The organism is Novosphingobium sp. 9 (assembly GCF_025340265.1).
GTDB lineage: Bacteria > Pseudomonadota > Alphaproteobacteria > Sphingomonadales > Sphingomonadaceae > Novosphingobium.
Genome location: NZ_CP022707.1, coordinates 826,235 through 851,624 on the forward strand (window position 1 = coordinate 826,235; position 25,390 = coordinate 851,624).

Consider the following 25,390-nt stretch of genomic DNA (forward strand, 5'->3'; position numbering starts at 1 on the left):
AGGGAAAAGGGGGAATGGGATAGAGTGCATCACAGGAGCGCCCGGATGGCCTGCATGAACGGTCCGATCGAGATCGGCTTGGCCAGATACCCCTCGGCGCCCGCCTCGCGGATGCGCTCCTCGTCGCCCTTGCCCGCATAGGCGGTGACGGCGAGCACGGGGATCGTGCGCAGCACCGGGTCCTTCTTGGCTGCCTCGATCAGGTCCAGCCCGGAGACGTTGGGCAGCTGGATGTCCATGATGACGAGGTTGGGTACGAAGCGGCGGGCGGCGTCCAGCGCCTCCAGCCCGTCCGCCACCGGCTCCACGGCGAAGCCTTGTGCGCGAAGAACGTCGCAAAACAGCCTGCGGTTGAGATCGTTGTCCTCGACAACGAGGATTCGCTTTGCCATTCGACGCCCGGACACCATCTAGAGTTGTACGCACAGCTCTATGCCAGAGAAACGAGGCTGACAATTCTTCGAGAGCCGCCACAACCCGCCCCCGACGCTCAGGCGCTGGCGCTCAACGCGCTCGGCTGGGTGCTGGGCGATGCCGACCGGGCCGGGCGGTTCCTGAGCATGACCGGGCTGACGCCTGATTCGCTGCGCGAATCGCTGGGCGAACCGGCGACGCTGGAGGCCGTGCTCGATTTCCTCTGCGCCTACGAAGCCGATCTGGTGGCAGCGGCAGAGGCGCTGGGCGTGCCGCCTGCGCAACTGGCCGCCGCGCGCGGGAGATTGGGGGCATGAGCCGTCCGCTGATCATCACCGATTGCGACGAGGTGCTGCTGCACATGGTCGCGCATTTCCGCGACTGGCTGGCCGAATCGCAGGGCGTCGAGTTCCGGATGAAGCACAATGACTTCACCGATTCGATGACGTGGATCGACGGCGGCGGCACGGTTCCGGCGGCAGACGTCTGGCGCCTGCTCAATGCCTTCTTCGATACCGAGATGGCCCGCCAGACCGCCGTGAAGGGCGCGATCGAGGGGATCACGGAGCTTCAGCGCCATGCCGACGTGGTGGTGCTGACCAACCTGCTCGATTTCCGCCGCAATTCGCGCAAGGCGCAGTTGGCGGCCTTCGGGCTCGATCTGCCGATCTACACGAATCAGGGGCCGAAAGGCCCGGCGCTCAAGGCGATCCTCGACGAATACCAGCCCGAGCGCGCGATCTTCATCGACGATCTTTCGCAGCATCATGGCTCGGTCGCCGAAGTGACGCCCCATGTCACCCGGCTGCACTTGTGCGCCGAACCGGTGCTCGCCCCCCACATCGCCTGCGCTTTCAAGGCAGGCCATGCCCACGCCCGGATCGATGACTGGGCTGAGGCGTTACCCTGGCTTCTCGCGAAGCTGAACGACGACCAGAAGGACTTTGCAGACTCATGAGTGACATCGACGCCCGCCTTGCCGAACTCGGCCTGACCCTTCCCGTCGCCGCCGCGCCGGTCGCCGCCTATGTCGCGGTGGTCGAATCGAACGGCCTTGCCCATGTCTCGGGCCAGCTGCCCTTCGTCGAGGGCAAGCTCGTCACCGGCCGTCTGGGCGAGGATGTCTCGCTGGAGCAGGGTGTCGAGGCCGCGCAGGCCTGCGGTGTGATGCTGCTGGCCCAGCTCAAGGCCGCTCTGGGCTCGCTCGATCGCGTTGAGCGCGTCGTCAAGCTGGGTGTGTTCATCAACTCGGCCGGCGATTTCACGCAGCAGCCGCAGGTCGCCAACGGCGCCTCGGAGCTGATGGTCGCGGTGTTCGGCGATGCCGGCAAGCACGCCCGCAGCGCCGTGGGCGTGCCGGTGCTGCCGCTGGGCGCCGCTGTCGAAGTGGATGCCGTCATTGCCGTTCGCCCTGCTTGATCGCTGGCTTGCGCCGGTCCCGCCGCCTTCGCGGGTGGACTGGATCGGGGCGCAGGACTTCGCGCATCGCGGCCTGCACGACGCGGGGGTTCCCGAGAACTCCCGCGCCGCCTTCGCGCGTGCCGTCTCGGCGGGCGTAGGCATCGAACTCGATGTCCAGCGCTCCAGCGACGGGCGCGCGGTGGTATTTCATGACGATACGCTGGAGCGTCTGACCGGAGATTCCGGTCGCGCCTCGCGCCGTACCGCGCAGCAGCTTGGCGCGCTGACGCTGGCAGGGACGTCCGAGACGATCCCGACCTTGCGCGATGTGCTGGCCGAAGTGGCAGGCCGTGTCCCGGTGCTGATCGAGGTCAAGGTGGGGCCGCAGCAGCGCGTCGCGGCGATCTGCCTTGCCGTGCGTCGGGTGCTGGAAGGCTATGTCGGCGAGCACGCGGTGATGAGCTTCGATCCGCGCGTTTGCGCATGGTTCCGCCGTCATTCGTCGCACACCGTGCGCGGGCTGATCGTCTCGGAAGGCGATGACCGTGCGCTGGCGGGCAAGATCCGCCGCCGTCTGTCGCTGTGGCATGCCCGCCCCGATTTCCTCGCCTACGATATCCGCGACCTGCCCAGCCGCTTTGCCGCCGCGCAGCGCCGCCGGGGCATGATGCTTGCCACCTGGACGGTGCGCACGCCGGACCATCGCGATCGCGCGCTCGACCATGCCGATACTGATATTTTCGAGGGCGAGGTCGTCCGCCGGCAGGAGGTCGGCGTGACGGCGTGAGCGGGACGGACGTCATCGCCCGGATCCACGATTCGGTCGCGGCGCTGCCTGCCGGGGAGTGGGACGCGCTGACCGATGGCGGCAATCCCTTCGTCTCGCACGATTTCCTCAGCGCTATGGAGACCTCGCGCAGTGTCGGTGGGCGCAGCGGCTGGATTCCGGTGCCGCTGACGATTGCCGAGCCCGATGGCGCGCTCATCGCGGCCATGCCCGCCTATCTCAAGGAGCACAGCCAGGGCGAATACGTGTTCGACCATGCCTGGGCCGATGCCTGGGAGCGCGCGGGCGGGCACTATTACCCCAAGCTCCAGATCGCGGTGCCGTTCACGCCCGCCACCGGTCCGCGCGTGCTGTCTCGCCGCGACGACCTGCTGCTGCCGATGCTGCGCGCCGCCGAATCACTGTGCGACCAGAACGGGCTTTCCTCCGCGCACGCGACCTTCATCGAGCCCGATCAGGTGCCGGTGTTCGAGCAGGCGGGCTGGCTGCTGCGCGAGGATATCCAGTTCCACTGGGAGAATCGGGGCTACACCGACTTCGACGGGTTCCTGGGGGCGCTGTCGTCCCGCAAGCGCAAGGATATCCGCAAGGAGCGCGAGAAGGCGCAGGAAGGCGTGACAATCGAGCACCTTTCCGGCGCGGACCTGCGCGAGGAGCACTGGGATGCGTTCTGGGAATTCTATCAGGATACCGGCGCGCGCAAGTGGGGCCATCCCTACCTGACCCGCGCGGCATTCTCGCTGCTGGGCGAGACGATGGCGGATCGCATCCTGCTGGTGCTCGCCCGGATCGACGGGGAGCCGGTGGCGGGCGCGCTGAACTTCATCGGCGCCGATGCGCTCTATGGTCGCTACTGGGGCGCCAGCATCGACAAGCCGTTCCTGCACTTCGAGCTGTGCTATTATCAGGCGATCGACGCGGCCATCGCGCGCGGCCTCTCGCGCGTCGAGGCCGGCGCGCAAGGGGGCCACAAGCTGGCGCGCGGCTACGAGCCTGTCCGCACGGTCTCGGCGCATTACATCGCCCATCCAGGCTTGCGCAGCGCGATCGCGGACTATCTGGAGCAGGAGCGGGCAGGCGTCGCCAGCGACCAGCTACGCCTTGGCGAGCATACGCCGTTCCGGCGCGACTGAGATTTCAGGCGGCTTTGCGTGTCGACGTTGCGCGCAGCCATTCGCGGGCGCGGCGCTGGGCTTCGGCGATTTCGCGCGCGGTCATCTCGTCGGCAACTTCGGCGCGGCAACCGGCGGCGTCCTCATGGCCCGAGAGCGCGGCGAGGTTGAACCACTTGTGCGCCTCGACCAGATCGCAGGCCATCCCATGCGAGCCGGTGGAGAAGGTCACGCCCAGATCGAAGCAGGCGTCGGCATCGCCAAGGGCGGCTGCGGCGAGGCTGTCGGCGATGAAGCGGTTTTCGGCCTGAGCCGCGAGAGCGCCAAGCGGTGAAGCGTCAGTCTGGTTAATGATCGCGAATTCCATGGTGGCAACGTCCCCTGTTCGTGCGTTGCGACCTGTGGCGTCGGCTCCGCACCCTTCCTTGCATCTGTCGCCCCGGAAGGTGCCGCAGGTCCGATCAATAAATGGTTAACGCGAATTTGGGCAAAGGCTCGGATACGCTGTGCGTCCGGCGTGGTGCCCGAGGTCGGTTGAACGGTTTTACTGTCAAGGCATCCAGAACGGATGCAATTCGGACAGAAAACCCGGCATTTTTGTGGATCATTTCGTTAAGGCGCTTGTGCAGGGCAAAGCAGCGACTTATAGGCCCCGGAACTGCGGATTGCTGGGGAGCCACTGGAAAAATCCGGGGCTGCAGGGCGCCGGTGGTCCACGGGGAATTGTGCGGAGATTCTCTAGTAATGGCAACGGCCCTGACTGACGACATTGACATCCTCGCCACCGCGAAGCGGAATATCGGCGGAGGATATGTTCCTGCCGACGACGAACCTTACATGTCCGATGCACAGCTGGATTATTTCCGGCGACTGCTTCAGGCATGGAAGCGCTCCATCCTTGATGCTTCCGCCGGAACGCTCCAGCAGTTGCAGGACGGTCCCTTGCGGGAGCCCGACCTCAACGATCGCGCGTCCAGCGAAACCGACTGGGGTATCGAACTGCGCACCCGCGACCGTCAGCGCAAGCTGATCGCCAAGATCGATTCGGCCATCCGCCGGATCGAGGAAGGCGAATACGGATATTGCGAAGTGACCGGGGAGCCGATCGGCATTGGCCGCCTTCAGGCCCGCCCGATCGCGACCATGACGGTCGAGGCACAGGAAGCGCACGAACGTCGCGAGAAGGTTTCACGCGACGACTGACCTGCGGCCTTATCCTGTGGTATGGTGCAACCGATCTTGGCGCTGGACCGGTAGCGGAATTAAGTTTCCGTTAGTCGGTCCGGCGTAAAGAGTTTGGAGTGGACATGCGTGTGTCTGCTCTTGCAGATGCACGTATGCGATAGTGGAGGTCGTCTCGGCGGTTTCCATTGGAAGCAGGATCGAAGACAGCGGACGACCCGATGCAGCAAGGCGATAACAGACAGATCGCGCGAGACAGCCTGTTCCTGATGGCGGACCTTCGCCTGAAGGGGCGCGATGGCGAGCACCGTGTACGGGTGCGCAATCTCTCGCCTGGCGGGATGATGGGCGAAGGTGCGGTCGATGTGCTGCGTGGAACGCTGATCGAAGTGAAGCTGCGCAATATCGGCTGGGTATCGGGTGCCGTCGCCTGGGTGCAGGAAAGCCGCTTCGGCATTGCCTTCGAGGCCGAGATCGATCCCAAGCTGGCCCGCGCGCCCACCACCTCCGTTTCGGAAGAGCCGGGCACAATGCGGTTCGTCCAGCACTACGAAGCGCAGTACAATCCCGAGAGCACCAATCTGCGCAAAATCTGAGGGCTGGCCTTTTAGCGTCTTTTCGGGCCGCATCACGATTTTTGCGGCACGCGATTGCACCGCACGGCAAATGGGCTACCCCTTGATGGCCATGCCCCTTTCCCTGTCCGTGCCCCGCTTCCTCCTTCTTGGCCTGATCGCCGCTTCTACGCTGATGCTGGGCGCCTGCCACAAGAGCGATGGCTCGGCGCTGGGCGTTGCTGTCATCGGACAGAGCGAAGACCCTTTCCTGAAGGGCGACGATCTGCCGCCCGCCCGTCGCCTGCTGCTGGCAGCGACAGCGGAAGGGCTGGTCTCGTTCGACGAACAGGGCCGTGTCGTTCCCGCGCTGGCGGATCGCTGGATCGTCACCGACGATGGGCTCAGCTACATTTTCCGCCTGCGCGATGGCGACTGGAGCAACGGTGATCCGATCACGGCGCGTTCGGGCCGCGCGGCGTTGCAGGCAGCGCTTCGCTCGCAGCGCGACAAGCCTCTGGGGCGCGATCTCGCGGTGATCGACGAGGTGCGCGCCATGGCCAGCCGGGTGATCGAGATCCGCCTCTCGCGCCCTCGCCCTATCTTCTGCAACTGCTCGCCCAGCCCGAACTTGGCCTGTTTCACGAGGATCGCGGCAGCGGCCCGATGACGGCGGTGCGCAAGGGGCGGCTGGCGGTGCTGGCGCCGCTGGCCCCTTCCAGCCTGGGCCAGCCCGAAGTGGACGATTGGGCCAGCCGCGCCCGCAAGGTCGATCTGGTGGCGATGCCGGCGGCAGAGGCGGTCGAACGGTTCAATGCAGGCGCGGTCGATCTGGTGCAGGGCGGCAGGCTGGCCGATTTCCCGCTGACACGCTCGGTCGGTATCCTGCGCGGCACGATCCAGATCGATCCGGTCATCGGGCTGCTCGGCTTGCAGGTGATGGACGACAAGGGCTTTCTGGCGACGCCGCAGAACCGTGAGGCGCTGGCCATGGCGATCGACCGGGGCAAGCTGATGGGCGTGTTCGGGTTCGGCGGCTGGCAGCCGACCAGTCGCGTAGTGGCGCCCGGCCTCGATGGCGATCCCGGCACGGTCGGTGAGCGCTGGCAGCAGCAGACCATCGACGAGCGCCGCGCGATAGCCAGCCAGCGCGTGCATCAGTGGATGGCGGCGCAATCCGCGGCACCGCCGGTCTCGGCACCGGTCTCGAAGGCGCATGCCGCGCCCAAATCGCCAGCGGGATCTTCGCCAGCCACACCGCCGACTTCCGCGCCGCCCGCCAACGGCCCGCATCTCTCGCTCTGGCTCGTTCCGGGGCAGGGCTCGGACATGCTGTTCGACGGCCTCGCTGCCGACCTTGCCACTATCGGTGTCACGCTGGAGCGGGCGCAGGAGGAGAAGGGCGCGGACCTCGTGCTGGTCGATACCGTGGCGCGCTATCCGCAGGCGCAGTGGTTTCTCGACCGGCTTTCGTGCAAGGCCTCGCAAGGTCTGTGCGCCCCTGCGGCGGACGCCCTGGTGGAGCAGGCCGATGCGGCGACCGATCCTGCCCAGCGCGTGGCGTTCCTGACGCAGGCCGAAGGCGAACTGACCGGCGCCAACCTCTATATCCCGTTCGGGGCGCCGATCCGCTGGTCGCTGGTGCGCGGCAGCGTCAACGGCTTTGCCCCCAATGCCTGGGGCTGGCACCCCTTGTTGCCGCTGGCCTGGCTTCCCAAATAATCGAAAGGACGAGCCGCGCCATTCGGGCCTGCTCGCGTTGGGAGCGATACGTTCATGGTTTCCGGTTCCGGTTCGGCGCGTCGGATGCGGTTCGATTTTCCGACCGGGCGCGATCCGGCCTCCGTCCGGCGGCGGATCGAGGCGATGGAGTTCCTGCTCGAAAACAGCATCCGCATTCCGGGCTTGCGCCGCGCCGTCGGGCTCGATGCCGTGGTGGGCGTCGTACCGGTGGCGGGAGACGTGATCTCGGCGCTGCTCGGGCTCTATCTGGTCTGGGAAGCGCGCAGCCTTGGCATGTCGCGCTGGAAGCTGGCGCGCATGGTCGGCAATGTCGGCATCGACACTGCGATCGGCGCGATTCCCTTCGCGGGGGACGTGTTCGACTTCCTGTTCCGCTCGAATACCCGTAACCTCAAGATGATCCGCCGTCATCTTGACCGGCACCATCCCGAAACGAGGATCATCGAGGCGTGAAAGCAGGATATGTCGCGCTGGCAGGCGTGCTGGTGCTGGCCGGGTGCAGTAAGCCCGACAATGCGCCGGGGCCGGGCGGGGTGACGATGGGCGAGGCCCGCGCGCTCGACGATGCCGCCGCGATGCTCGATTCGCGAAAGCCGCCACCGGTGGAAGAAGCGACTGCGGCGGCACAGGATATGCCTTCCGCGCAAGCTGAGGCTATGCCCGCAGCCGCGCCGATCCATTAGAGCATTTTCTAATCAGGTGGGATCACCTGATGTCTCGGAAAATGCGGCAAACCAGAAACTTAGAGCGGTTGATCCGGCGCATCCGGATCGACCGCTCTAATCCATCTGCACTCGGCCGCGCCCGGCCTTGACCGAACTGCGCAGTTTCTTGCCCTTGAGCCGCTCGGTCTTGCCGACCCGGTTGAGCCGCGATTTCGCGCGCTTTTCGGGCAGCTTGTGTGCCTCGATCAGCAGTTCGGCGAGCCGTTCGCGGGCGTCTGCGCGGTTGGCTTCCTGCGTGCGGAAGCGGCGCGCCGTCAGCACCAGTTCGCCGCGCGAGGTCATGCGACTGCCCGCCAGTTCCTTCACGCGCTGGAACACCGGCTGGGTCAGCCGCAGGGCATAGATGTCGACGCGCAGTTGCACTGCCGTCGCCACCTTGTTGACGTTCTGGCCGCCAGGCCCGGTCGAGGCGATGAAGCTCTCGCTCGCGAGAGCCTGCGCGCGTTCGACCACGGCATCGGCGGACGCGCCATTGGTAGACACGGCGTGCCTCAGTCCTCGCTGAAGCCGAGCGCGAGGAAATCGGCGGGCAGCGGGCTGACCGCGACGATCGGCGGCTTTTCGCCGCGTGCGATCGTCAGTCCCGCAGCGTGGAGCAGCGTGCGCGGCGCGCCCTTCTTCGAGCCGTAGACCGGATCGCCCAGCAGCGGCATGCCAAGGCCCGAGGCAGCATGGACGCGGATCTGATGGGTGCGGCCGGTTTCCGGGCGGAACTCGATCAGGCTCACGCCGTTGCGGCTGGCCAGGCGGCGCCAGTGGGTGATCGCGGGCTTGCCCTTGCGCGCCAGGATCATGCGCCAGCCGTCCTTCTCGGTGCTGACCTTGGAGAGCGACAGCGCGATGGTGCCTTCCTCCTCCTCGGGCACGCCATCGACAATGCCGAGATAGCGCTTTTCAACCTGCCGCTCCTCGAAGGCGGCGGAGAAGCGCTTCAGCGCCTTGGGATTGCGCGCCAGCAGCAGGCAGCCCGAGGTGTCGCGGTCGAGCCGGTGGACCGGCTGGGGCAGGCGCTGGAAGCCGAGCGTCAGCTGTTCGAGGTAGTCTTCCAGCGCGGGGCCACCGGCACGAGGGCGGTCGAGCGGCAGCCCGGCGGGCTTGTCAATGACGAGGGCTTCGCCGTCTTCGAAGAGGATGTCGAATTTCATATACTAGGATGTCCGTTATGCGGGGGGCTCGGCAAGCGCGCCTGCGATCCGTCGCAGCGCCTCGGCGAGCACGGCCTCGTCGGCCGCGAAACTGATGCGGAAGCCGTCGCGTCCACCAAAGGCAGAGGCGGGAACGATGGCGACGCCGTGATCGAGCAGGTGCAGCGCCAGCGCGGTGTCATCGCCGAAGCGCGCCATCAGCGGCGCGGCATCGACCATGCAGTAGAACGCGCCGTCCGGCGTCGGGGTGAAGAGGCCGGGGATCGCGTTGATCGCGGCGACCACGGCATCGCGGCGCGCCCGGAACCGCTCGCGCCAGCCGATCAGGAAGTCCTGCGGGCCTTCGAAGGCGGCGACGGCGGCGGCCTGGCTGATCGAGCAGGGGTTGCCCGAGGAATGCGACTGGAGCTTCTCCATCGCCGCGATCAGCCATTCCGGCCCGGCGGCAACACCGATGCGAAAGCCGGTCATCGCGTGGCTTTTCGAGACGCCCGAGATCGTCAGCACGCGGTCGGCAAGGTCCGGGCACAGGTTCGCCAGCGTCGCGTGCGCTTCTCCGGTATAGCCGAGCGGGGCGTAGATATCGTCGCTCATCACCATCACGCGCGGGTGTCGGCGCAGCACCTCGCCGATGCCCAGCAGCAGGTCCGCCGGGTAATAGGCGCCGGTCGGGTTGCCGGGGCTGTTGAGCAGCAGCCACAGCGTGTTCGGGCCGATCTGCGCTTCGAGATCGGCGGGCGTGAAGCGGAAGTTGTCCTTCGCGTGGGTGGTGAGCGGGACCACCTTGCCCCCTGCAAAGCGCACGATCTCGGGATAGCTGACCCACCAGGGCGAGGGGACGATCACTTCGTCGCCCTCGCTGATCGTGGCGAGCAGGGCATGGAAGATCGCCTGCTTGCCCCCGGCGCTGACGGTGATCTGCGAGGTCGGCACATCGATGCCGAGGTCGCGCCGGAAATGCAGCGCGGCGGCCTTCTTCGCCTGCGCGCTGCCGCCCACGGCGGTGTACTTGGTCTGCCCGGTATCGAGCGCGGCCTTGGCGGCATCGAGCACATGCGCAGGCGTCGCGAAGTCCGGCTCGCCCACCGAGAGCGAGATGATATCGACACCCTGTTCGCGCAGAGCAAAGGCGCGGTCGGTCATCGCCGTGGTCTGCGAGGGCGAGATGCGCGAAAGCGAGCGGGAGACGTGGATCATGCCAGAAGCCTTGCCGGGAGCAGGCCACGCAGCGCGTTGCCCACGAAGAAGCCGTCGGTCAGGTCGTCGAGGCGCAGCTCTGCCTCCACCGCGCGGCCCGAGGCCAGCAGCGAGGCGCGCAGCACGCCTGGCAGCAGGCCCAGCGTGGCGGGCGGGGTCAGCAGAACGCCGTCGCGCTCGACGAAGATAGTGGTGAAGGTGCCTTCGGTCAGCAGGCCGTCGTCGCGCAGGAACAGCGCCTCGTGCGCCCCGGCCTCGCGCGCCACGGCAAGGCCTGCTGTGTAGAAGCCGCGGTCGCTGGTCTTGTGGGCGAGGCGCCAGTCGCCCGTATCGACCGGCAGCGGCAGCACGCCGCAGATAAGCGGTTCGGGCAAGGTTTCGGGTAAGTCCGACAGTTCCAGCGCATAGGCCCCGGTGCGGCCCAGTACCAGACGCAGCCGCGAGGGTGCGTCCGCCTCGAAGCACAGCGCCTGGATGGCATTGCGCACGGCGTGGCGATCGAACGCGAAGCCCAGCGCCAGCGCGCTGGCACCGATACGGGCGATATGCCCTTCGAGCAGCGCGATGCCCTCATCAGGCGTGAACCGCATCGTCTCGATCAGATCGAGGCGCGCGGGCGCCTCCGGCCCTGCCGACTTTCGCACGAAACCCCCTTTGACCAGACACTCCCGCCATTCGGGAAGCGCTTGCGAATCGGCGACCACCGCCGAGCCCACTCCCAGCACCGCCCGGCCCCCGCTTGTCGGGTTGCCGGTCAGGCTGAGGGTGCGGATTGCCACATTGAAGGCTGCATCGCCAGAGGGTTCTACGAAACCGATGGTCCCGCAGTAAGCGCCGCGCGCGAAGCATTCGGTTTGCGCGATCAGTTCCATCGCCCGGATTTTCGGCGCGCCGGTGATCGATCCGCAGGGAAACAGCGCGCGCAGGGCGTCGAAGGCGCCAAGGCCAGTTTGCATCGTGGCGTTCACGGTGGAGACCATCTGGTGGACGGTGGGGTAGCTCTCGATGGCGAAGGGCGCCTCGGCGATGACGCTGCCCGCCTGCGCCACGCGCGAAAGGTCGTTGCGCAGAAGGTCGAGGATCATCAGGTTTTCCGAGCGATCCTTGGCGCTGGCGCTGAGTTCGGCGGCGAGCGCTGCATCCTCGGCCTCGTCGCGACCGCGCGGACGGGTGCCCTTCATCGGCCGCACGGTGATGGTCTCGCCGGACAGCGCGAAGAACAGTTCGGGCGAGAAGCTGAGCCAGTAGTCGCTGCCATCGTGCAGCAGCGCGCCGTATCCCGCCTCGGCATTGGCGCGAAGCCCCGCATAGAGCGCGATCGGATCGCCATTCCACGGGCCCGCCAGCGGGAAGGTGAGGTTCGCCTGATAGATGTCGCCCGCGTGGATCGCCTCCTGAATGGCGGCGAAGGCGCGGGCATAGTCGCCGGTGGAAATCTGCGGCTCCAGCGGTCCGATGGACGGCCGACCCGTGCCCGCGTGCGCGGCGAGCCATGCGGGAACGTCCGGGGGGGCAATGGTCTCGCAGGTCTCGAAGGCGCCGAACCACAGCAGCGGCTGGGCCATGCCCGCGCGCTGTTCGAGCAGCGGCACGGTGCGCGGCTCCAGCATCAGCCCGGCCTCGTAGGACAGCATCCCCGCCACATGCAGGCCCTGCGCCGAGAGCGCTTCCAGCCGGGCGATGGCGGGCAGCACCTCTGCCCCCTCCTGCGCGATCACCACGTCCACCGGCGCGCGATAGAGGCGCGCTGTGCGGTTCGCATCGGGGCGGGCATCGTCGAGCAGGAGGAAGGGATCGGGCATGGTCGCGGGGTTCTCGGTAGCAGGCGCGCGCCTTAGCGCTGTCTTGTCATGGTTGCAAAATACCGCTCGCCGCAGCCGCAACGGCACCCTATCCTCCCGCTGCTAGGGCATGAAGCAGACGGGACAAGGCCAATGAGCGAGATATTTATCGGACTGGGCGGCAATGGCGAGCGGCAGGTGCTCGACCTTACGCGCGCGAACCGGCACGGCATGGTCGCCGGCGCCACGGGCACCGGCAAGACCGTCACGCTCCAGACCATCGCGGAGCAGTTCTCCGCAGCAGGCGTGCCGGTGTTCCTGGCCGACGTGAAGGGCGATCTTTCGGGCATTGCGATGGCGGGCAGTCCGCAGTTCAAGCATGCCGACACGCTGGAGGCGCGCGCCAAGGAGATCGGCCTTACCGACTATGCCTACAGCGACAATCCGGCAGTGTTCTGGGACATCTACGGCGAACAGGGGCATCCGGTGCGCACCACCATCTCGGAGATGGGGCCGCTGCTGCTCTCGCGCCTGATGAACCTCAACGAGACGCAGGAGGGCGTGCTCAACATCGTCTTCCGCTTTGCCGACGAACAGGGCCTGCTGCTGCTCGATCTGGAAGACCTGCAGGCGATGCTGGCCTATTCCGCCGAGCACGCCGCCGAACTTTCCGCCAAGTACGGCAACATCACCAAGGCCAGCGTCGGCACGATCCAGCGCCAGCTGCTCTCGCTTGAAAGCCAGGGCGCGGCGCAGTTCTTCGGCGAGCCCGCGCTGGAGATCAACGACTTCATCCGCTGCGACGAGCAGGGGCGCGGCATCGTCAATATCCTCGCCGCCGACAAGCTGATGCGTAGCCCCGGCCTCTACGCCACGTTCCTGCTGTGGCTGCTGTCCGAACTGTTCGAGGCGCTGCCCGAAGTGGGCGATCCCGAAAAGCCCAAGCTGGTGTTCTTCTTCGACGAGGCCCACCTGCTGTTCGACGAGGCGCCCAAGGCGCTGGAGGACAAGGTGGAGCAGGTGGTGCGCCTGATCCGCTCCAAGGGCGTGGGCGTCTATTTCGTCACGCAGAACCCGATCGACGTGCCCGAGGATGTGGCGGGCCAGCTCGGCAATCGCGTCCAGCACGCGCTGCGCGCCTTCACCCGCGCGACAAGCGGGCGATCAAGGCGGCGGCGGAGACCTTCCGCATCAACCCGCAACTCGATGTCGAGACCGCGATCACCGAGCTGAAAGTGGGCGAGGCGCTGGTCTCGACGCTCGATGGCGAGGGCGCGCCTTCGGTGGTCCAGCGCACGCTGGTGGCGCCGCCGCGCTCGCGGCTGGGGCCGGTGAGCGACAAGGAGCGCGCGGTGATCCAGTCGGTCAGCCCGTTCGCGGGCAAGTACGACACCCGCGTCAATCGCGAGAGCGCCGAGGAAGTTCTGGCGGCCAAGGCGGCGGATGCCGCGGCGACGGGCGCGGAAGTGGCCGACAAGGGGCGCGAGGAAGTCGGCAAGCGCGAACGCATCAGCCCCGGTCTGTGGGACGGCATCGGCGGCAAGGTCGCCAAGGCGGCGGCTGGTGCTGCAGCGGCCAGCGCGGGCTCGATCCTGGCGCAGACGATCCAGGGCAAGACCAGCCGCGCCAGCCCCCAGGCCTCGGCCGCCAGCGCGGCGGCGGGCGCGATCGGCGATACGCTGGGCCGCGCGGTGGGCTTTCCGGGGCTTGGCCGCTTCGCACGCAACCTGATCGGCGGATTGATGCGCTGACGTGAGCGCGGGGGGGGGCAGAGCATTTTCTAATCAGGTGGAAACACCTGATGGCTCGGAAAATGCGGCAAACCCAAAAAGATAGAGCGGTCGAACCGGCATAGCCGGATCGTAACCGCTCTATTCCCGCCCGCGTCTTTAATCCGAGGGGATTTCCAGCCGCGCCGTCAGGCCGACGATGGCGCCTTGCGCGTCGCGGCGGTTCGACAGCCTGAGCGCGCCGCCGTGCTGGTCGGCAATGGCGCGGGCGAGGGCAAGGCCCAGTCCCGCGCCGCCGGTGGCCGAATTGCGCGAGGGGTCGCCGCGCGTGAAGGCGTTCATCATCGAGCCGATGTCCGTCTCGGGAATGCCGGGGCCGTCATCGTCGATCAGGATCACCGCGCGGCCCTGTTCGTGCTCCAGCGAGACGCGCGCGGTCTGGCCGTAGCGCAGGGCATTGCTGATAAGGTTGCGCAGCGCGCGGCGCAGCCATGTCGGACGTACTTGCGCGGCGATCCGGCGCGTGTCGAGCAGATCGACCGGCTCGCCCATGTCCTCGTATTCCTCGACCACCGAGATCACCAGCGAGGAGACTTCGGTGCGCTCGATCGGATCGCTGGGGCGACCGACGCGGGCGAGCGAGAGAATGTCGTCAAGCGTGTGGACGATATCCTCGATGGTCATCGCCATGCGGGCGCGTTCGGTCTCGTCCTCGACCGATTCGATGCGGACGCGCAGCGCGGTCAGCGGTGTCTTGAGGTCATGGCCGATGGCGCCGAGCATCACGTCCTTTTCGTCCAGCATGGCCGAAATGCGCGATTCCATGGCGTTATGCGCCTCGATCAGGCGGCGCATGTCTTCCGGGCCGGTCGGCGCCAGCTGATGCTGGACCTCGGGCGCGACGGCGAAGGCCTCGACCCGCTTCGTGAGGGCCGCCAGCGGCCGGGTGATGCGGCGCAGGATCAGCGCGACCGCGCCGACCAGCACGATGTAGATCACCAGCGTCTGCAAGATGATCGGCACCAGCAGCATGTTGGCGGCCTGAGGGCTGCGCACTCGCGAGACCAGCCAGCTGCCGTTGCCGGTCGGTTTCACGCCGACAACCAGCAGATGATCGGCGAGCATGTTCTTCACCATGTCGGCGGAGAGATTCAGCCGCTCCGCCCGGTGGCGCGTGCTCTGCGCGGCGAAGGGATCGCCCGCCACGGTGCGGTGCAGGACGACGATTTCGCTCGCCGGGAAGTTCTGGTTCTTGAGGATCTGGCGAAGGATGCCCTCGGCATGGGCGTCGCGCGCTTCGCCCTGCTTCTGCGGGGAATTGGTGCTGTATTCCAGACGGAAGCCGCGCGGCGGTGGCCCGCTGAACGGGCCGCGCGGTCCACCGGGGCCGCCGTCACCACCATCACCGCCGTCGCGATTGCGGTGGTGTCCGAAGGACCCCGGTCCGCGCGTCTCGTTGAGCAGGTTGAACGTCGCCCCGTTGAGCATGCCCGCCTCGTAGCCGTCGCGCTGGGCGCGATAGACCAGCGCGGCGCCGAGGCCCTGCACCAGCAGCAGCGCGGCGGCGACGGCCAGCAGCATCTGCCCCATCAGGCTGTGGGGGCGGGGCAGGCTGAAACGGCGGGTCGTGCTGGCGGTCATTGGGCGATCGTCACTCCGGCGGTGTTCATGCGGGCACCGTTCATGCGGGCGCCTGCGGCGCAGTCCATTCCGGGGCCTGCGGCACGTTTCATTCGGGCGCCTGCGGCACCTTGCGCACATCTGCGGCGAGCATGTAGCCGCCGCCCCACACGGTCTGGATCATCTGCGGATTGCGGCTGTCGACCTCGATCTTGCGACGCAGGCGGCTGACCTGGTTGTCCACCGCGCGGTCGAACAGGTGCGCCTCGCGGCCCTGCACCATGTCGAGCAGGCGGTCGCGGTTGAGCACCTGACGCGGGTGTTCGAGGAAGGCCATCAGCAGCCGGAACTCGACCGAGGAGATCGCCACGGTGGCACCGTCGGGATCGGTCAGGCGGCGCTTCAACGGATCGAGGCGCCAGTTCTCGAACATCAGGTCCTCGTTCTCGACCGCAGGCGCGGGCACGCGCGAGGCGCGGCGCAGCACCGAACGGATGCGGGCGACCAGTTCGCGTGGCTCGAACGGCTTGACCACGTAATCGTCGGCGCCGATTTCCAGCCCGACGATCCGGTCGGTCGCCTCGGCACGCGCGGTGAGGAAGATCACGGGGTGTCCTTGGCCTCGACCAGATGGCGGCACAAGGACAGGCCGTCCTCGCCCGGCATCATGATGTCGAGCAGCACCAGTTCGTAGGACGTATCGCGCAGGCGCGAGCGGGCCTCTGCGGCGTTCGAGCACTGGTCGAGCGTGAACCCCTGGCGCGAGAGGTACTCGGCCAGAGGTTCGCGAAGGGCAGCCTCGTCGTCGACAAGCAGCAGTCGGGGCAGCGCGGTATCGTTCATCACACTCCTGTTCCGCGCCTGCCGGTTACTGGCCGGGCGCCTGCTGGGGGGCTTCGGGCCGGTCGCCGTCGCGGCGGTCCTTGCGCTCCATCCTCATTTTCTGGAACGCCGCCTGACGTTCCGCCTTGGTTACAGTGCCATCGTGGTTCGCGTCGAGCATGTCAAAGCGCTTGAGCGCGGCCGTGACGAATTCCGCCTTGCTGACGGCACCATCGCCATTGGTATCGGCCTTGCGCTCCATACCCATGCCCATCGGGCCATGACCATGCGGCGGCCCCTTGCGCCCATGCCAGTCGCGATGATCCGGGCCGGGCTGGCCGTCCTGCGCGCCGGGCGGCGGGGGAGGCGGCGGCGTGCCGTCATCGCCATCGGGGCCACCGGGAGGCGGAGGCGGCATGTCGCCCTGCGCACCGCCATCGGGGCCGTGACCGCCCTTCGGCCCATGGTCGCCATGCGGGCCATGATCGGCCATGAACTCGGCCTTGGAGATCGAGCCGTCGTGATTGGTGTCGAGGCGGTCGAACATCTTTTCGCGCATCTGCTGGCGCATCAGTTCGCGATCGGCCTTGTCGAGCTTGCCGTCGTGGTTGACGTCGAGGTGGTCGAACAGCTTCTCGGCGCGGGCCTGCGCTTCGGCGCGGGTCTCGTCTGCCATCATTGGGGCCATCATCGGGCCGTGTCGTTCGCTGCCGGGGCCGCCGGGGGGCGGGCCATCGGGCGCCTGCGCATAGGCGAAACCGCCAAGGGAAAGTGCTGCGACCGAGAGGCCGAGCGAGAACTTGAGCATTCCAGTCATCGCGTGTCCCAATCCAACGTTAAAGTTTTCGGGAAAGCCGCGCGGCCGGTGAGGGGGTGGGGGGAAATACCGCCGCGCGACTTTCTGATGTCCCGTCTAAAGAGGGACTGTCGCGCAGGTATCCCGGCAGAGCGCTTTATTGTCGCGATTTGTCACACGAGGGAACGGTCGTTCATTTTGCAGCAAAGTCCCGCGAAGTTGGACGTCAGTGTCGCCGGCGATGCTGCGTGCCCTGGCCCGAGGTCACGAACAGTGCCTCTGCCGGGCCACGCGTATTGGCGGTGTGCCACACGCCTGCGGGATTGATCGCGTATTGGCCGGGTTCCAGCTCGATCCGCCGCTGGCCGCCTTCGGGGGACGCCTGCCACAAGGTGAACGCGCCGGAGAGGCAGACGACCAGTTCGTCGCCGTCGGGGTGCATTTCCCACATCGCCCAGTCCTCGGCAAAGGCGTGGACCGAGACGAGGCGCCCGCCTGCGCCGTCCTTCGCGGTGCTGGTCGCATAGTCCTCGTACCATCCCGCGCTGCCGGTGAAGCGCCGCGAGCATGGCCGCGCCGCCCTTGCTGTCGAGATGGACGGGAAATTCGGAGAGCAGGGGCGCAGCCGGGGCTTCGGCGGACGGATGATCGTCTTGGAAGCCCCGGTTGCCCATCGGTGTCAGCCCCTCAGAGCGCGGCGCACTGTGCGTCGAGCCAGGCGAGCGCCTCGCCTTCGAGCTGCGGCGCGATGATCGCGTGGACCTGTGCGTGGTAATCGTTCCACCACGCGATTTCGGCAGGCGTCAGCAGGGCGGTATCGACCAGACGGCGCTCGATCGGCACGAAGGTCAGTGTCTCGAAGCCGTAGTATTCGCCTTCCATTCCGGCGATGTCGCGCTGTTCGACGAGCACGAGGTTCTCGATGCGGATGCCGAACTCGCCGCTCTTGTAATAGCCCGGCTCGTTCGAGATGATCATGCCGGGGCGCAAGTCCTGCATCGTGCCCGCCTGTCCACCGGCAGGCTTGGCGATACGCTGCGGGCCTTCGTGGACCGCGAGGAAGCTGCCGACGCCGTGGCCGGTGCCGTGGGCATAGTCGATCCCCGCCGACCACAGCGCATGGCGCGCCAGCACGTCAAGCTGGCCGCCGGTCGTGCCCTTGGGGAATACCGCCGTGGCGATGGCGATATGGCCCTTGAGGACGCGGGTGAAGCGGTCCTTCATTTCGGCCGTGGGCTCGGCGCCCGTGGGCGTGTCGACCCAGACGGTGCGGGTGATATCGGTGGTGCCGTCGGGGTACTGGCCTCCCGAATCGACCAGATAGATGCTGCCCGGTGCCAGCGTCAGGCTGCTTTCGTCGCTCACCCGGTAGTGCGGGATCGCGGCGTTCGGCCCCGCGCCCGAGATCGTGTCGAACGAGAGGTCACGCAGGTCACCGCAGGCTTCGCGCAAGGCGTGGAGGCGGTCCGACGCGCTCATTTCGGTGACCGTGCCCTTGGGCGCCTCGACGCTCAGCCAGTGCAGGAAGCGCGAGACGGCGGCGCCGTCGCGATGTTGCGCATCGCGGTGGCCCTGCTGCTCGACCGCGTTCTTGATCGCCTTGGGCAGCACGCACGGATCGTTCGCCTCGACGACGATCGCGCCCGACTGGTGCAGACGCTCGAAGATCGCGGCGACGGCGCTCTGCGGGTCGAGGCCGACGCGCAGGCCCGCCAGCGCATCGAGCCCGGCCACGAAGTGGTCGCGGCTGGCGATCTTCACCGCATTGCCCAGATGCTGGCGCAGTTCGGGCGTGACCTTCTCTTCGGCGATGAACAGCTCTGCCGTGCCGTCCTTGCGCGCGATCACATAGGACAGCGCCACCGGGGTACGGTCCACGTCGGCGCCGCGAATGTTGAGCAGCCAGGCGATCGAATCGAGTGCGGTGACGACCGTCGCGTCGAGGCCCTGCTCGGCCAGCCATTCGGAGACGGCGGCGCGCTTGGCCTCGCTCGATACGCCCGCCAGCGCATCGGGCTGGACGAAGGCGAGCGCGGGCGAGGGCAGCGGCTGGTCTTCCCACACCGTGTCGATCGGGTTGGTCTCCACAGCGATCAGCTTGCCGCCCTTTGCGGCAATCGCGGCATCGGCAGCCTCGACCCACTTCGATCCGTGCAGCCAGGCGTCGTAGCCGATCACCGCGCCTTGCGGGGCATGCTGCTTGAGCCACTCGGCGGCGCTGGTCTGCGGTACGCTTTCATAGGCATAGAAGCGCCCGTCCACCTGATCGCGCACCTGCAGGGTGTAGCGTCCGTCCACGAACATCGCGGCGGCGGGGGAGAGCGCGGCGTCGGTCAGCACCACGGCGGTTCCGGCCGAGCCGCCGAAGCCGGTCAGCCAGGCAAGGCGCTGGGCATAGCCGCCGACGTATTCGCTCATGTGCTCGTCGGAAATCGGGATCACGAAGCCGTCGAGGCCGCGCGATTTCAGCTCCTTGCGCAGGGCATCGAGACGGGCTTCGTGGGTATTCATCAGCATGGGTTTTGGTATCCGACTTGCGGGTGTGATGCGGCCAACATAGATGGTGGTGATGGTCAATTCCACCCAGACCCTGTCCGGTCCTCCATCGGCGGTGAAAAAACCGCACTCCTTCACCCATCACGGACGCACCGTGGCCGACGATTACGCCTGGCTGCGCGATCCCGGCTACCCCGAGGTGAAGGACGCCGAGGTGCTGGCGCATCTGGAGGCGGAGAACGGCTGGTTCGAAAGCCGCATGGCGCCGCATCAGGGCCGGATCGATGCGCTGTTCACCGAAATGCGCGGGCGCATCAAGGAAGCCGACACCTCGGTGCCGCAGAAGGATGGCGACTGGCTCTACTGGATCGAGTTCGAGGAAGGTGCTGAATACAAGAAGTGGTGGCGCCGTGCCGTCTCGGCGGGCGACGATGCCTCTGCGAACGAGCTTATCCTCGACGAAGTGGCGCTGGCCGAGGGGCTGGAATACTTCCGCCTCGGCGCCATCGCCACCAGCAACGACGGGCGCCTGCTGGCCTATTCGGTGGACGACAACGGCTCCGAGCGCTTCACCGCGCGGATCAAGAACCTGGAAACCGGCGAGCTTCTGGCGGACGAGATTCCGGGTACGCTCTCGGGGCTGGTCTGGGTCGCAGGCGACAAGGGCATCGTCTATTCGCTCGCCAACGAGCAGTGGCGCACCGACAACGCCCGCCTGCACTGGCTGGGCGAGCCACTCGACAAGGATGTCGAGCTGTTCCACGAGGATGACGAAGGCTTCCGCGTCGGTGCCTCGCTGTCGGCCAACGAGGAATGGCTGCTGATCGGGACGAGCGATCACGAGACCAGCGAAGTGCGTCTGGTCCGCGCCGCCGATCCGCTGGGCGAGCAGATCCTTGTGCGCGAACGCGTCAAGGGCGTGGAATACGATGTCGACGTCCATACCGACACGCTGTTCATCCACACCAACCACACGCACGAGAACTTCGCGCTGGCGACCGCGCCGCTCGCCGATCCGTCGAACTGGACGGTGGTGATCGAGGGGACGGACCACTTCTACCTCACCGGCGTCGACGTGTTCCGCGACTTCTACGTGATCGAGGGGCGCGAGCGCGGGCTCGACCGGATCGAGGTGCGGTACTACGACGATCCCGCCCGGATCGAGCCGATCGCCTTCGCCGATGCCAGCTATTCCGCAGGCCTTGGCAGCAATCCCGAATGGCATGTCGAGAAGCTGCGGCTGTCCTACGAATCGATGGTGATGCCCAGCTCCGTCCTCGATTACGAGGTGGCGACGGGCACGTTCGAGACGCTCAAGGTCCAGGAAATCCCCTCGGGCTACGACGCCGATCTCTACGCCACCGAGCGGCTGGAGATCACCGCGCGCGACGGCACCGCGATTCCGGTCTCGATCATGTATCGCAAGGACCGTGCGGAGCAGGGGAACGGTGCCAAAAACGGGGGCGGCCCGCTGCACCTCTATGGCTACGGCGCCTACGGCATCAGCATCGATCCGGGCTTCTCGACCACGCGGCTCAGCCTCGTCGATCGCGGCTTCGCCTATGCCATCGCGCATATCCGCGGCGGCGACGACATGGGCCGCGCTTGGTACAAGGCGGGTAAGCTGGAGCGCCGGACCAACACCTTCAACGACTTCGTGGACGTGGCCAAGGGGCTGGTCGACCGGGGCTTCACCGCGCCGGGCCAGATCAGCATCTCGGGCGGTTCTGCGGGGGGCGAGCTGATGGGCGCGGTGATCAATTCCGATCCCGAGCTGTGGGGCGCGGTCGTCGCGCATGTGCCGTTCGTCGACGTGCTCAACACGATGCTTGATGAAAGCCTGCCCCTGACGCCGGGCGAGTGGCCCGAATGGGGCAACCCGATCGAGGACGAGGCCGCCTTCGACCTGATTCTGAGCTACTCCCCCTATGATCAGGTGAAAGCGCAGAGCTATCCGCCGCTGATGGTGACGGCAGGCCTCAACGACCCGCGCGTGACCTACTGGGAGCCCGCCAAGTGGGTTGCGAAGCTGCGTGAGCTGAAGACTGACGGCAACGAGCTGATCCTCAAGACCAACATGGGCGCCGGCCACGGCGGCAAGTCCGGTCGCTTCGAGAGCCTGAAGGAAACGGCGGAGGAATTCGCCTTTATCCTGTGGCAGCTGGGCATCGAAGGCTGAGCAGGGCATGGTGGCCGATCGCTTCACACTGACTTTCACCGCACAGGCGGAGCACATCGATGTGATGGGCCACGTCAACAACGCGGTGTGGGTGCAGTGGATGGAAGCGATGGCCACCGCGCACTGGGAAGCGGTGGCACCGCCCGAGCATCAGGCGGTGTGGGCCTGGGTCGTCACCCGGCACGAGATCGACTATCGCGGCAATATCCGCGAGGGCGAGAGCGTGACCGGGGAGACGTGGATTCCCGAGGGGCCGCAGGGCGCGCGGTTCGACCGCTGCGTCGCCTTCCGCAACGCGGCGGGCAAGGTGATCATCTCGGCGCGCACGACATGGGCGCTGATCGAGATCGCCAGCGGCAGGCTCCACCGCATCCCGCCCGAGGTCGCCGCGCCTTTCGCGCCCGCATCGGACTGATCCCTTATCTTGGCTGAGGCGAGGTGATGATCCGGTCCTGCGCGACGCGCAAGGTACCGGCCTCGAACTGGGCGGCGAAGCGTTCCTCGTCGTTGGTGCGGTACATCGCCTCGGCGCGCTCGATCTCCTGCATCGACAGCCCCAGTTCTCCCAGCGCCTCGCGGGCGAGCACCACGGCGGATTCGACGACTTCGCGCACCATGAAGGTCACGGGTGCCTCGTGCAGGCGCAGCACGGTGCGGCGGTCGAACGCGCGCACGTGGATCGCGGCTTGCGGGAAGGCGGTGTTGACCGAGCGCAGGAATTCCTCGTCCAGCTGGTCGCCGTCCATGCAGAAGGCGATCAACTGGGCATCCGCCGCGCCTGCCTGCCGCAGCAGGTCGATCCGGCGGCCATCGCCGAAATAGACCTTGGCGCCAAAGTTTCCGGCAATGTCGATCATCTCGATGTCGGTGTCGATCAGCGTCACCTCGATATCGGCGGCATTGAGGATCTGGCCAACGGTCTGCCCGAAGCGGCCATAGCCGACGACCAGCGCGCTGGCGCCGTCGGCGTTCGGGCCTTCCCGCGTCTCGGCCTTGCCCTGCGGCGCCTCGCGGATGCGGCGCGTGGCCATCATCAGGAACGGCGTCGTCACCATCGAGAGGGTGACGATGGCGCTGAACAGGCTGGAGGCCTCTGGCGCGATAAGGCGCGCGTCCTGCGCCTGTGCGAACAGCACGAAACCGAACTCGCCGCCCTGGCTCAGCAGCAGGCCGAAGGCCAGCGCCTGCCGCCAGGGCATGCGGAACAGCATGCCAAGACCGGTGATGATGCCGCCCTTCGCTGCAATCAGCGCCACGGCCATGGCGATCACGAAGACCGGTCGCTCGGCAATGGCGGACAGGTCCAGCATCATGCCCACCGACATGAAGAACAGGCCCAGCAGGATCGAGCGGAACGGCTCGACATCGGCTTCCAGTTCGTGGCGATAGGGGCTGTCGGCCAGCATCACCCCGGCGATGAAGGCGCCCAGCGCGGTCGAGAGGCCGAGGTACTGCATCAGTGCGGCGGCGGCGATCACGGTGAACAGCGCGGCGAACACGAACATCTCGCGCTCGCCCAGATTGCCGATCAGGCGGAACAGCGGGCGGATCACGAAGCGCCCGGCAACGATCAGGCCGACGATCGCGGCGACCGTCGTCAGCGCCAGCTGCCAGCCCGGAGGGCCTGCGGGCAGGTCCGGGTTGCGGTTCAGCGCGGCGATGAAGGTGATCATCGGGATGATCGAGAGGTCCTGGAACAGCAGCACGGCAAAGGCGCGCTCGCCCATCGGGGTGTGCAGGCGGCCCGCGCTCTGGAGCATCGGCAGGACCTGCGCGGTCGAGGACAGCGCCAGCGGCAGGCCCAGCGCGAGCGAGGCGTCGAGGCTGAAGTGGACCACGAAATGCAGGATGCCGGTGATCGCAAGGCCGCAGAGCACCACCTGCAACAGGCCAAGCCCGAAGATCTCGTGCCGCATCTGCCACAGGCGGCGGGGTGCGAGTTCCAGCCCGACGATGAACAGCAGCAGGGTGATCCCCAGCTCGGCAATGCCCATCTTGCCTTGCGCATCGCCGACGAGGCCCAGCGCATAAGGCCCCAGAATCGCGCCTGCGAGCAGATAGCCCAGCGTCGCACCCAGACCCAGCTTGCGGAACAGCAGGACGAACAGCAGGGCCGTGCCCAGCAGCATCGTGCCTTCGGCCAGAAGGAAGGTTTGTCCGCTATCGTGCACGCATCGCCTTTCGGGGGAGCCGGGGCCTTTCGAGGGAACCGGGGGTCGCGACACCGCCTGCGCGACCTTTGTGCGTACCCTAGGCGGGAACGCCGCGCGGGCCAACCCATGCGCGGGTAGGGGGGCGTTTTGTCATGGTGCGCCCACCGTCGCCATGGCGAAGGGGGTCAGGCGCGAAACAGCAGGGCGATGGCGCCGGCGAGTTCGTCATCGTCCAGTTCGAGACTGGCAGGCCCCATCGACAGTTCGACCGAGGATCGCGCCGGTTCGCCGGGCACGGGTTTGAGGTTCGGGAACAGCCAGATGCCGGTCTCGCGCGCCACCCGGTCGCGGGCGGCGAGCAGGCCCTCGCGCTCGCCGTCCAGATGCAGGTGGAACATGCTCGTGTGCGGCGGGTCGGGCAGCACATGGGCGCGGGGGTGGACGGCGAACAGCGCGGCAACCTTGCGGGCACGCTCGATCAGGCGCGGCATGCGTTCGAGGCAGGCGGAAAGCCGCATCCGGGCCGAGACGATGTTCGCCATGGCCGAATGCAGCGTGCCGCCCTGTCGGCGCTGCCACACCGCCGCCTCGTCGATGAAGTCCTTCGGGCCAAGCAGCATGGCGCCCGCCAGCGCGCCGACGTCCTTGTAGAACGAGACGTAGACCGAATCGAACAGCGCGGCGATCTCGGCAAGGCTGCGGCCATAGGCGGGCGCGGCCTGCCACACCCGCGCGCCGTCGAGGTGGAGGCGGATGCCGCGCGCGCGGCACAACCGGCTGAGCGCCGTCAGGTCGTCCCATGTCGGCAGCTGGCCGCCGATCTCGCGCGCGGGTAGTTCGATCAGCAGGCTGGCGATGCCGGTGGCGTGCGCCGCGCCGCCGGGTTCGATCAGCGAGAGCAGATCGGCAGGCGTCGTCGGGCGGTGCGCTTCGCCCAGCAGGTGGGCGTGCAGGCCGTGGAGTTCGCGATAGCCGCCTTCCTCGTGCAGTTCGAGGTGCGAGGTGGGGTGAAAGGCCGTGACGCTGTTGCCCGCGCGGTCGCTCCAGATGCGCAGTGCGATCGGCTGGGCCATGCAGCCCGAAGGCATGAACCGCGCGGCAGGCAGGCCGAACAGTGCGGCGACCTCGGCCTCGAAGTCCTCGACCAGCGCGCCGGTCCCGTAGTTGTCGGGTTCCAGTCCGGGTACGAAACCGGCGTCGGTATGATGCGGACCGTGTTCGCGCAGCCAGCCCGCGATGGCCTCGAAATGCTCGGCAGGATGGACAGGGCCGGCCCCGGCGAGGTGGCGGCAGGTCAGGCGCAGCCGGGCGCGTTCGGCGGTCAGGGCATCGGTCTCGGTCATGCCCGGCTTCATGCGGCGGCACCGGGATGCCCGCAAGCCCCTCCCTCTCGCCACCGCTAGGCGGAAGGAGAAGTTTGCAGGCCGTCAGGGTTGATCGACATTCAGATGATGACGAGCCGAAAAGGGTGATTTTTCGAGACCCGGAGCGCAGCGTACTTTCTGTACGTGAGCACCGGAAGCTCGGAAAAGCGCCATTTGCAGGCCGTCAGG

Annotated in this window: 25 protein-coding genes and 2 pseudogenes; 14 read left to right on the forward strand and 13 right to left on the reverse strand. The window is 67.2% G+C overall.

Translation table 11 applies throughout. The annotated features are described in order from the left end of the window. Positions 1 to 29: 29 nt before the first annotated feature. Positions 30 to 392: a response regulator gene (locus tag CI805_RS04095; protein ID WP_260926509.1), complete on the reverse strand. Its 363-nt coding sequence runs from the start codon at positions 390 to 392 to the stop codon at positions 30 to 32. A 24-nt stretch (positions 393 to 416) separates the two neighbouring features. Between CI805_RS04095 and CI805_RS04100 the strand changes: the two genes are divergently transcribed. From CI805_RS04100 to CI805_RS04120, 5 genes are read left to right on the forward strand one after another with little or no spacing between them, the layout of a single operon-like run. Next, positions 417 to 731, forward strand: coding sequence for a DUF3572 domain-containing protein (locus CI805_RS04100; protein WP_260926512.1), 315 nt, complete (start codon positions 417 to 419; stop codon positions 729 to 731). Then, positions 728 to 1,372, forward strand: a complete 645-nt coding sequence (locus tag CI805_RS04105) for an HAD family hydrolase (protein ID WP_260926515.1) — start codon at positions 728 to 730, stop codon at positions 1,370 to 1,372. The genes CI805_RS04100 and CI805_RS04105 overlap by 4 nt, the downstream gene beginning before the upstream one ends. Beyond that, positions 1,369 to 1,833, forward strand: a complete 465-nt coding sequence (locus tag CI805_RS04110) for a RidA family protein (RefSeq protein ID WP_260926517.1) — start codon at positions 1,369 to 1,371, stop codon at positions 1,831 to 1,833. The genes CI805_RS04105 and CI805_RS04110 overlap by 4 nt, the downstream gene beginning before the upstream one ends. Then, entirely contained in the window at positions 1,805 to 2,602 is a 798-nt protein-coding gene (locus tag CI805_RS04115) for a glycerophosphodiester phosphodiesterase family protein (protein WP_260926524.1), read from the forward strand. Before CI805_RS04110 ends, CI805_RS04115 begins: the two co-directional genes overlap by 29 nt. After that, complete coding sequence (locus tag CI805_RS04120; RefSeq protein WP_260926526.1) at positions 2,599 to 3,735, forward strand: GNAT family N-acetyltransferase; 1,137 nt, start codon at positions 2,599 to 2,601, stop codon at positions 3,733 to 3,735. Before CI805_RS04115 ends, CI805_RS04120 begins: the two co-directional genes overlap by 4 nt. Before the next feature lie 4 nt (positions 3,736 to 3,739). Here the strand turns inward: CI805_RS04120 and CI805_RS04125 are convergent, their stop codons facing one another. Beyond that, positions 3,740 to 4,081, reverse strand: coding sequence for a hypothetical protein (locus tag CI805_RS04125; protein ID WP_260926528.1), 342 nt, complete (start codon positions 4,079 to 4,081; stop codon positions 3,740 to 3,742). 377 nt (positions 4,082 to 4,458) lie between these two features. Between CI805_RS04125 and dksA the strand changes: the two genes are divergently transcribed. The 6 genes from dksA (at position 4,459) to CI805_RS04155 (ending at position 7,876) form a co-directional block, all read left to right on the forward strand. Beyond that, positions 4,459 to 4,917, forward strand: coding sequence for an RNA polymerase-binding protein DksA (dksA, locus tag CI805_RS04130; RefSeq protein ID WP_260926530.1), 459 nt, complete (start codon positions 4,459 to 4,461; stop codon positions 4,915 to 4,917). A 200-nt stretch (positions 4,918 to 5,117) separates the two neighbouring features. Next, entirely contained in the window at positions 5,118 to 5,492 is a 375-nt protein-coding gene (locus tag CI805_RS04135) for a PilZ domain-containing protein (RefSeq protein ID WP_260926532.1), read from the forward strand. A 91-nt stretch (positions 5,493 to 5,583) separates the two neighbouring features. Beyond that, positions 5,584 to 6,120, forward strand: coding sequence for an ABC transporter substrate-binding protein (locus tag CI805_RS04140; RefSeq protein WP_260926534.1), 537 nt, complete (start codon positions 5,584 to 5,586; stop codon positions 6,118 to 6,120). After that, positions 6,117 to 7,172, forward strand: a complete 1,056-nt coding sequence (locus tag CI805_RS04145) for a hypothetical protein (RefSeq protein ID WP_260926536.1) — start codon at positions 6,117 to 6,119, stop codon at positions 7,170 to 7,172. Before CI805_RS04140 ends, CI805_RS04145 begins: the two co-directional genes overlap by 4 nt. Before the next feature lie 54 nt (positions 7,173 to 7,226). After that, positions 7,227 to 7,646 carry a DUF4112 domain-containing protein gene (locus CI805_RS04150; protein ID WP_260926539.1) on the forward strand — a complete coding sequence of 140 codons (420 nt, stop codon included), beginning with the start codon at positions 7,227 to 7,229 and terminating at the stop codon, positions 7,644 to 7,646. Continuing rightward, positions 7,643 to 7,876, forward strand: coding sequence for a hypothetical protein (locus CI805_RS04155; protein ID WP_260926545.1), 234 nt, complete (start codon positions 7,643 to 7,645; stop codon positions 7,874 to 7,876). Before CI805_RS04150 ends, CI805_RS04155 begins: the two co-directional genes overlap by 4 nt. A 96-nt stretch (positions 7,877 to 7,972) precedes the next feature. Here CI805_RS04155 and arfB read toward each other — a convergent pair whose 3' ends face one another. The 4 genes from arfB to pabB are packed head-to-tail and all read right to left on the reverse strand — an operon-like array spanning position 7,973 to position 12,062. Then, entirely contained in the window at positions 7,973 to 8,401 is a 429-nt protein-coding gene (gene arfB, locus CI805_RS04160; RefSeq protein WP_260926548.1) for an alternative ribosome rescue aminoacyl-tRNA hydrolase ArfB, read from the reverse strand. A gap of 8 nt (positions 8,402 to 8,409) precedes the next feature. Beyond that, the gene (locus CI805_RS04165) at positions 8,410 to 9,063 is read right to left on the reverse strand and encodes an RluA family pseudouridine synthase (protein WP_260926550.1); all 654 of its coding nucleotides are present in this window, start codon (positions 9,061 to 9,063) and stop codon (positions 8,410 to 8,412) included. Positions 9,064 to 9,078: 15 nt separating this feature from the next. Then, complete coding sequence (locus CI805_RS04170; protein WP_260927773.1) at positions 9,079 to 10,257, reverse strand: pyridoxal phosphate-dependent aminotransferase; 1,179 nt, start codon at positions 10,255 to 10,257, stop codon at positions 9,079 to 9,081. Then, a complete protein-coding gene (gene pabB / locus CI805_RS04175; protein WP_260926552.1) occupies positions 10,257 to 12,062 on the reverse strand; it encodes an aminodeoxychorismate synthase component I in 1,806 nt (601 codons plus the stop codon). Before pabB ends, CI805_RS04170 begins: the two co-directional genes overlap by 1 nt. 132 nt (positions 12,063 to 12,194) lie before the next feature. Here pabB and CI805_RS04180 point away from each other — a divergent pair. After that, positions 12,195 to 13,792: pseudogene (locus CI805_RS04180) on the forward strand (helicase HerA-like domain-containing protein). 138 nt (positions 13,793 to 13,930) lie between these two features. On the opposite strand, the gene CI805_RS04185 reads toward CI805_RS04180, so the two are convergent. The 5 genes and pseudogenes from CI805_RS04185 to CI805_RS04205 all read right to left on the reverse strand — a co-directional run bounded on the left by CI805_RS04185 (position 13,931) and on the right by CI805_RS04205 (position 19,526). Continuing rightward, on the reverse strand, positions 13,931 to 15,412 hold the full coding sequence (locus CI805_RS04185; RefSeq protein WP_260926554.1) for an ATP-binding protein: 1,482 nt from the start codon (positions 15,410 to 15,412) through the stop codon (positions 13,931 to 13,933). Positions 15,413 to 15,500: 88 nt separating this feature from the next. Then, a pseudogene (locus CI805_RS04190) lies at positions 15,501 to 16,234 on the reverse strand (response regulator). A 25-nt stretch (positions 16,235 to 16,259) separates the two neighbouring features. Continuing rightward, positions 16,260 to 17,030 carry an EF-hand domain-containing protein gene (locus CI805_RS04195; protein WP_260926556.1) on the reverse strand — a complete coding sequence of 257 codons (771 nt, stop codon included), beginning with the start codon at positions 17,028 to 17,030 and terminating at the stop codon, positions 16,260 to 16,262. A gap of 205 nt (positions 17,031 to 17,235) precedes the next feature. Further along, entirely contained in the window at positions 17,236 to 17,460 is a 225-nt protein-coding gene (locus CI805_RS04200) for a cupin domain-containing protein (protein WP_260926558.1), read from the reverse strand. A gap of 236 nt (positions 17,461 to 17,696) precedes the next feature. Beyond that, positions 17,697 to 19,526: an aminopeptidase P family protein gene (locus CI805_RS04205; RefSeq protein ID WP_260926560.1), complete on the reverse strand. Its 1,830-nt coding sequence runs from the start codon at positions 19,524 to 19,526 to the stop codon at positions 17,697 to 17,699. A 52-nt stretch (positions 19,527 to 19,578) separates the two neighbouring features. Between CI805_RS04205 and CI805_RS04210 the strand changes: the two genes are divergently transcribed. Beyond that, a complete protein-coding gene (locus CI805_RS04210) occupies positions 19,579 to 21,684 on the forward strand; it encodes a S9 family peptidase (RefSeq protein WP_409934930.1) in 2,106 nt (701 codons plus the stop codon). A 7-nt stretch (positions 21,685 to 21,691) separates the two neighbouring features. Then, the gene (locus CI805_RS04215) at positions 21,692 to 22,099 is read left to right on the forward strand and encodes an acyl-CoA thioesterase (RefSeq protein WP_409934931.1); all 408 of its coding nucleotides are present in this window, start codon (positions 21,692 to 21,694) and stop codon (positions 22,097 to 22,099) included. Positions 22,100 to 22,103: 4 nt separating this feature from the next. Here CI805_RS04215 and CI805_RS04220 read toward each other — a convergent pair whose 3' ends face one another. Together CI805_RS04220 and CI805_RS04225 are read right to left on the reverse strand one after the other, a co-directional pair. Next, the gene (locus tag CI805_RS04220) at positions 22,104 to 23,813 is read right to left on the reverse strand and encodes a cation:proton antiporter (protein ID WP_260927796.1); all 1,710 of its coding nucleotides are present in this window, start codon (positions 23,811 to 23,813) and stop codon (positions 22,104 to 22,106) included. 209 nt (positions 23,814 to 24,022) lie between these two features. Then, positions 24,023 to 25,180 (reverse strand): threonine aldolase family protein, encoded by a 1,158-nt coding sequence (locus tag CI805_RS04225; protein ID WP_260926562.1) that lies wholly within the window; start codon positions 25,178 to 25,180, stop codon positions 24,023 to 24,025. Positions 25,181 to 25,390: the final 210 nt, after the last annotated feature.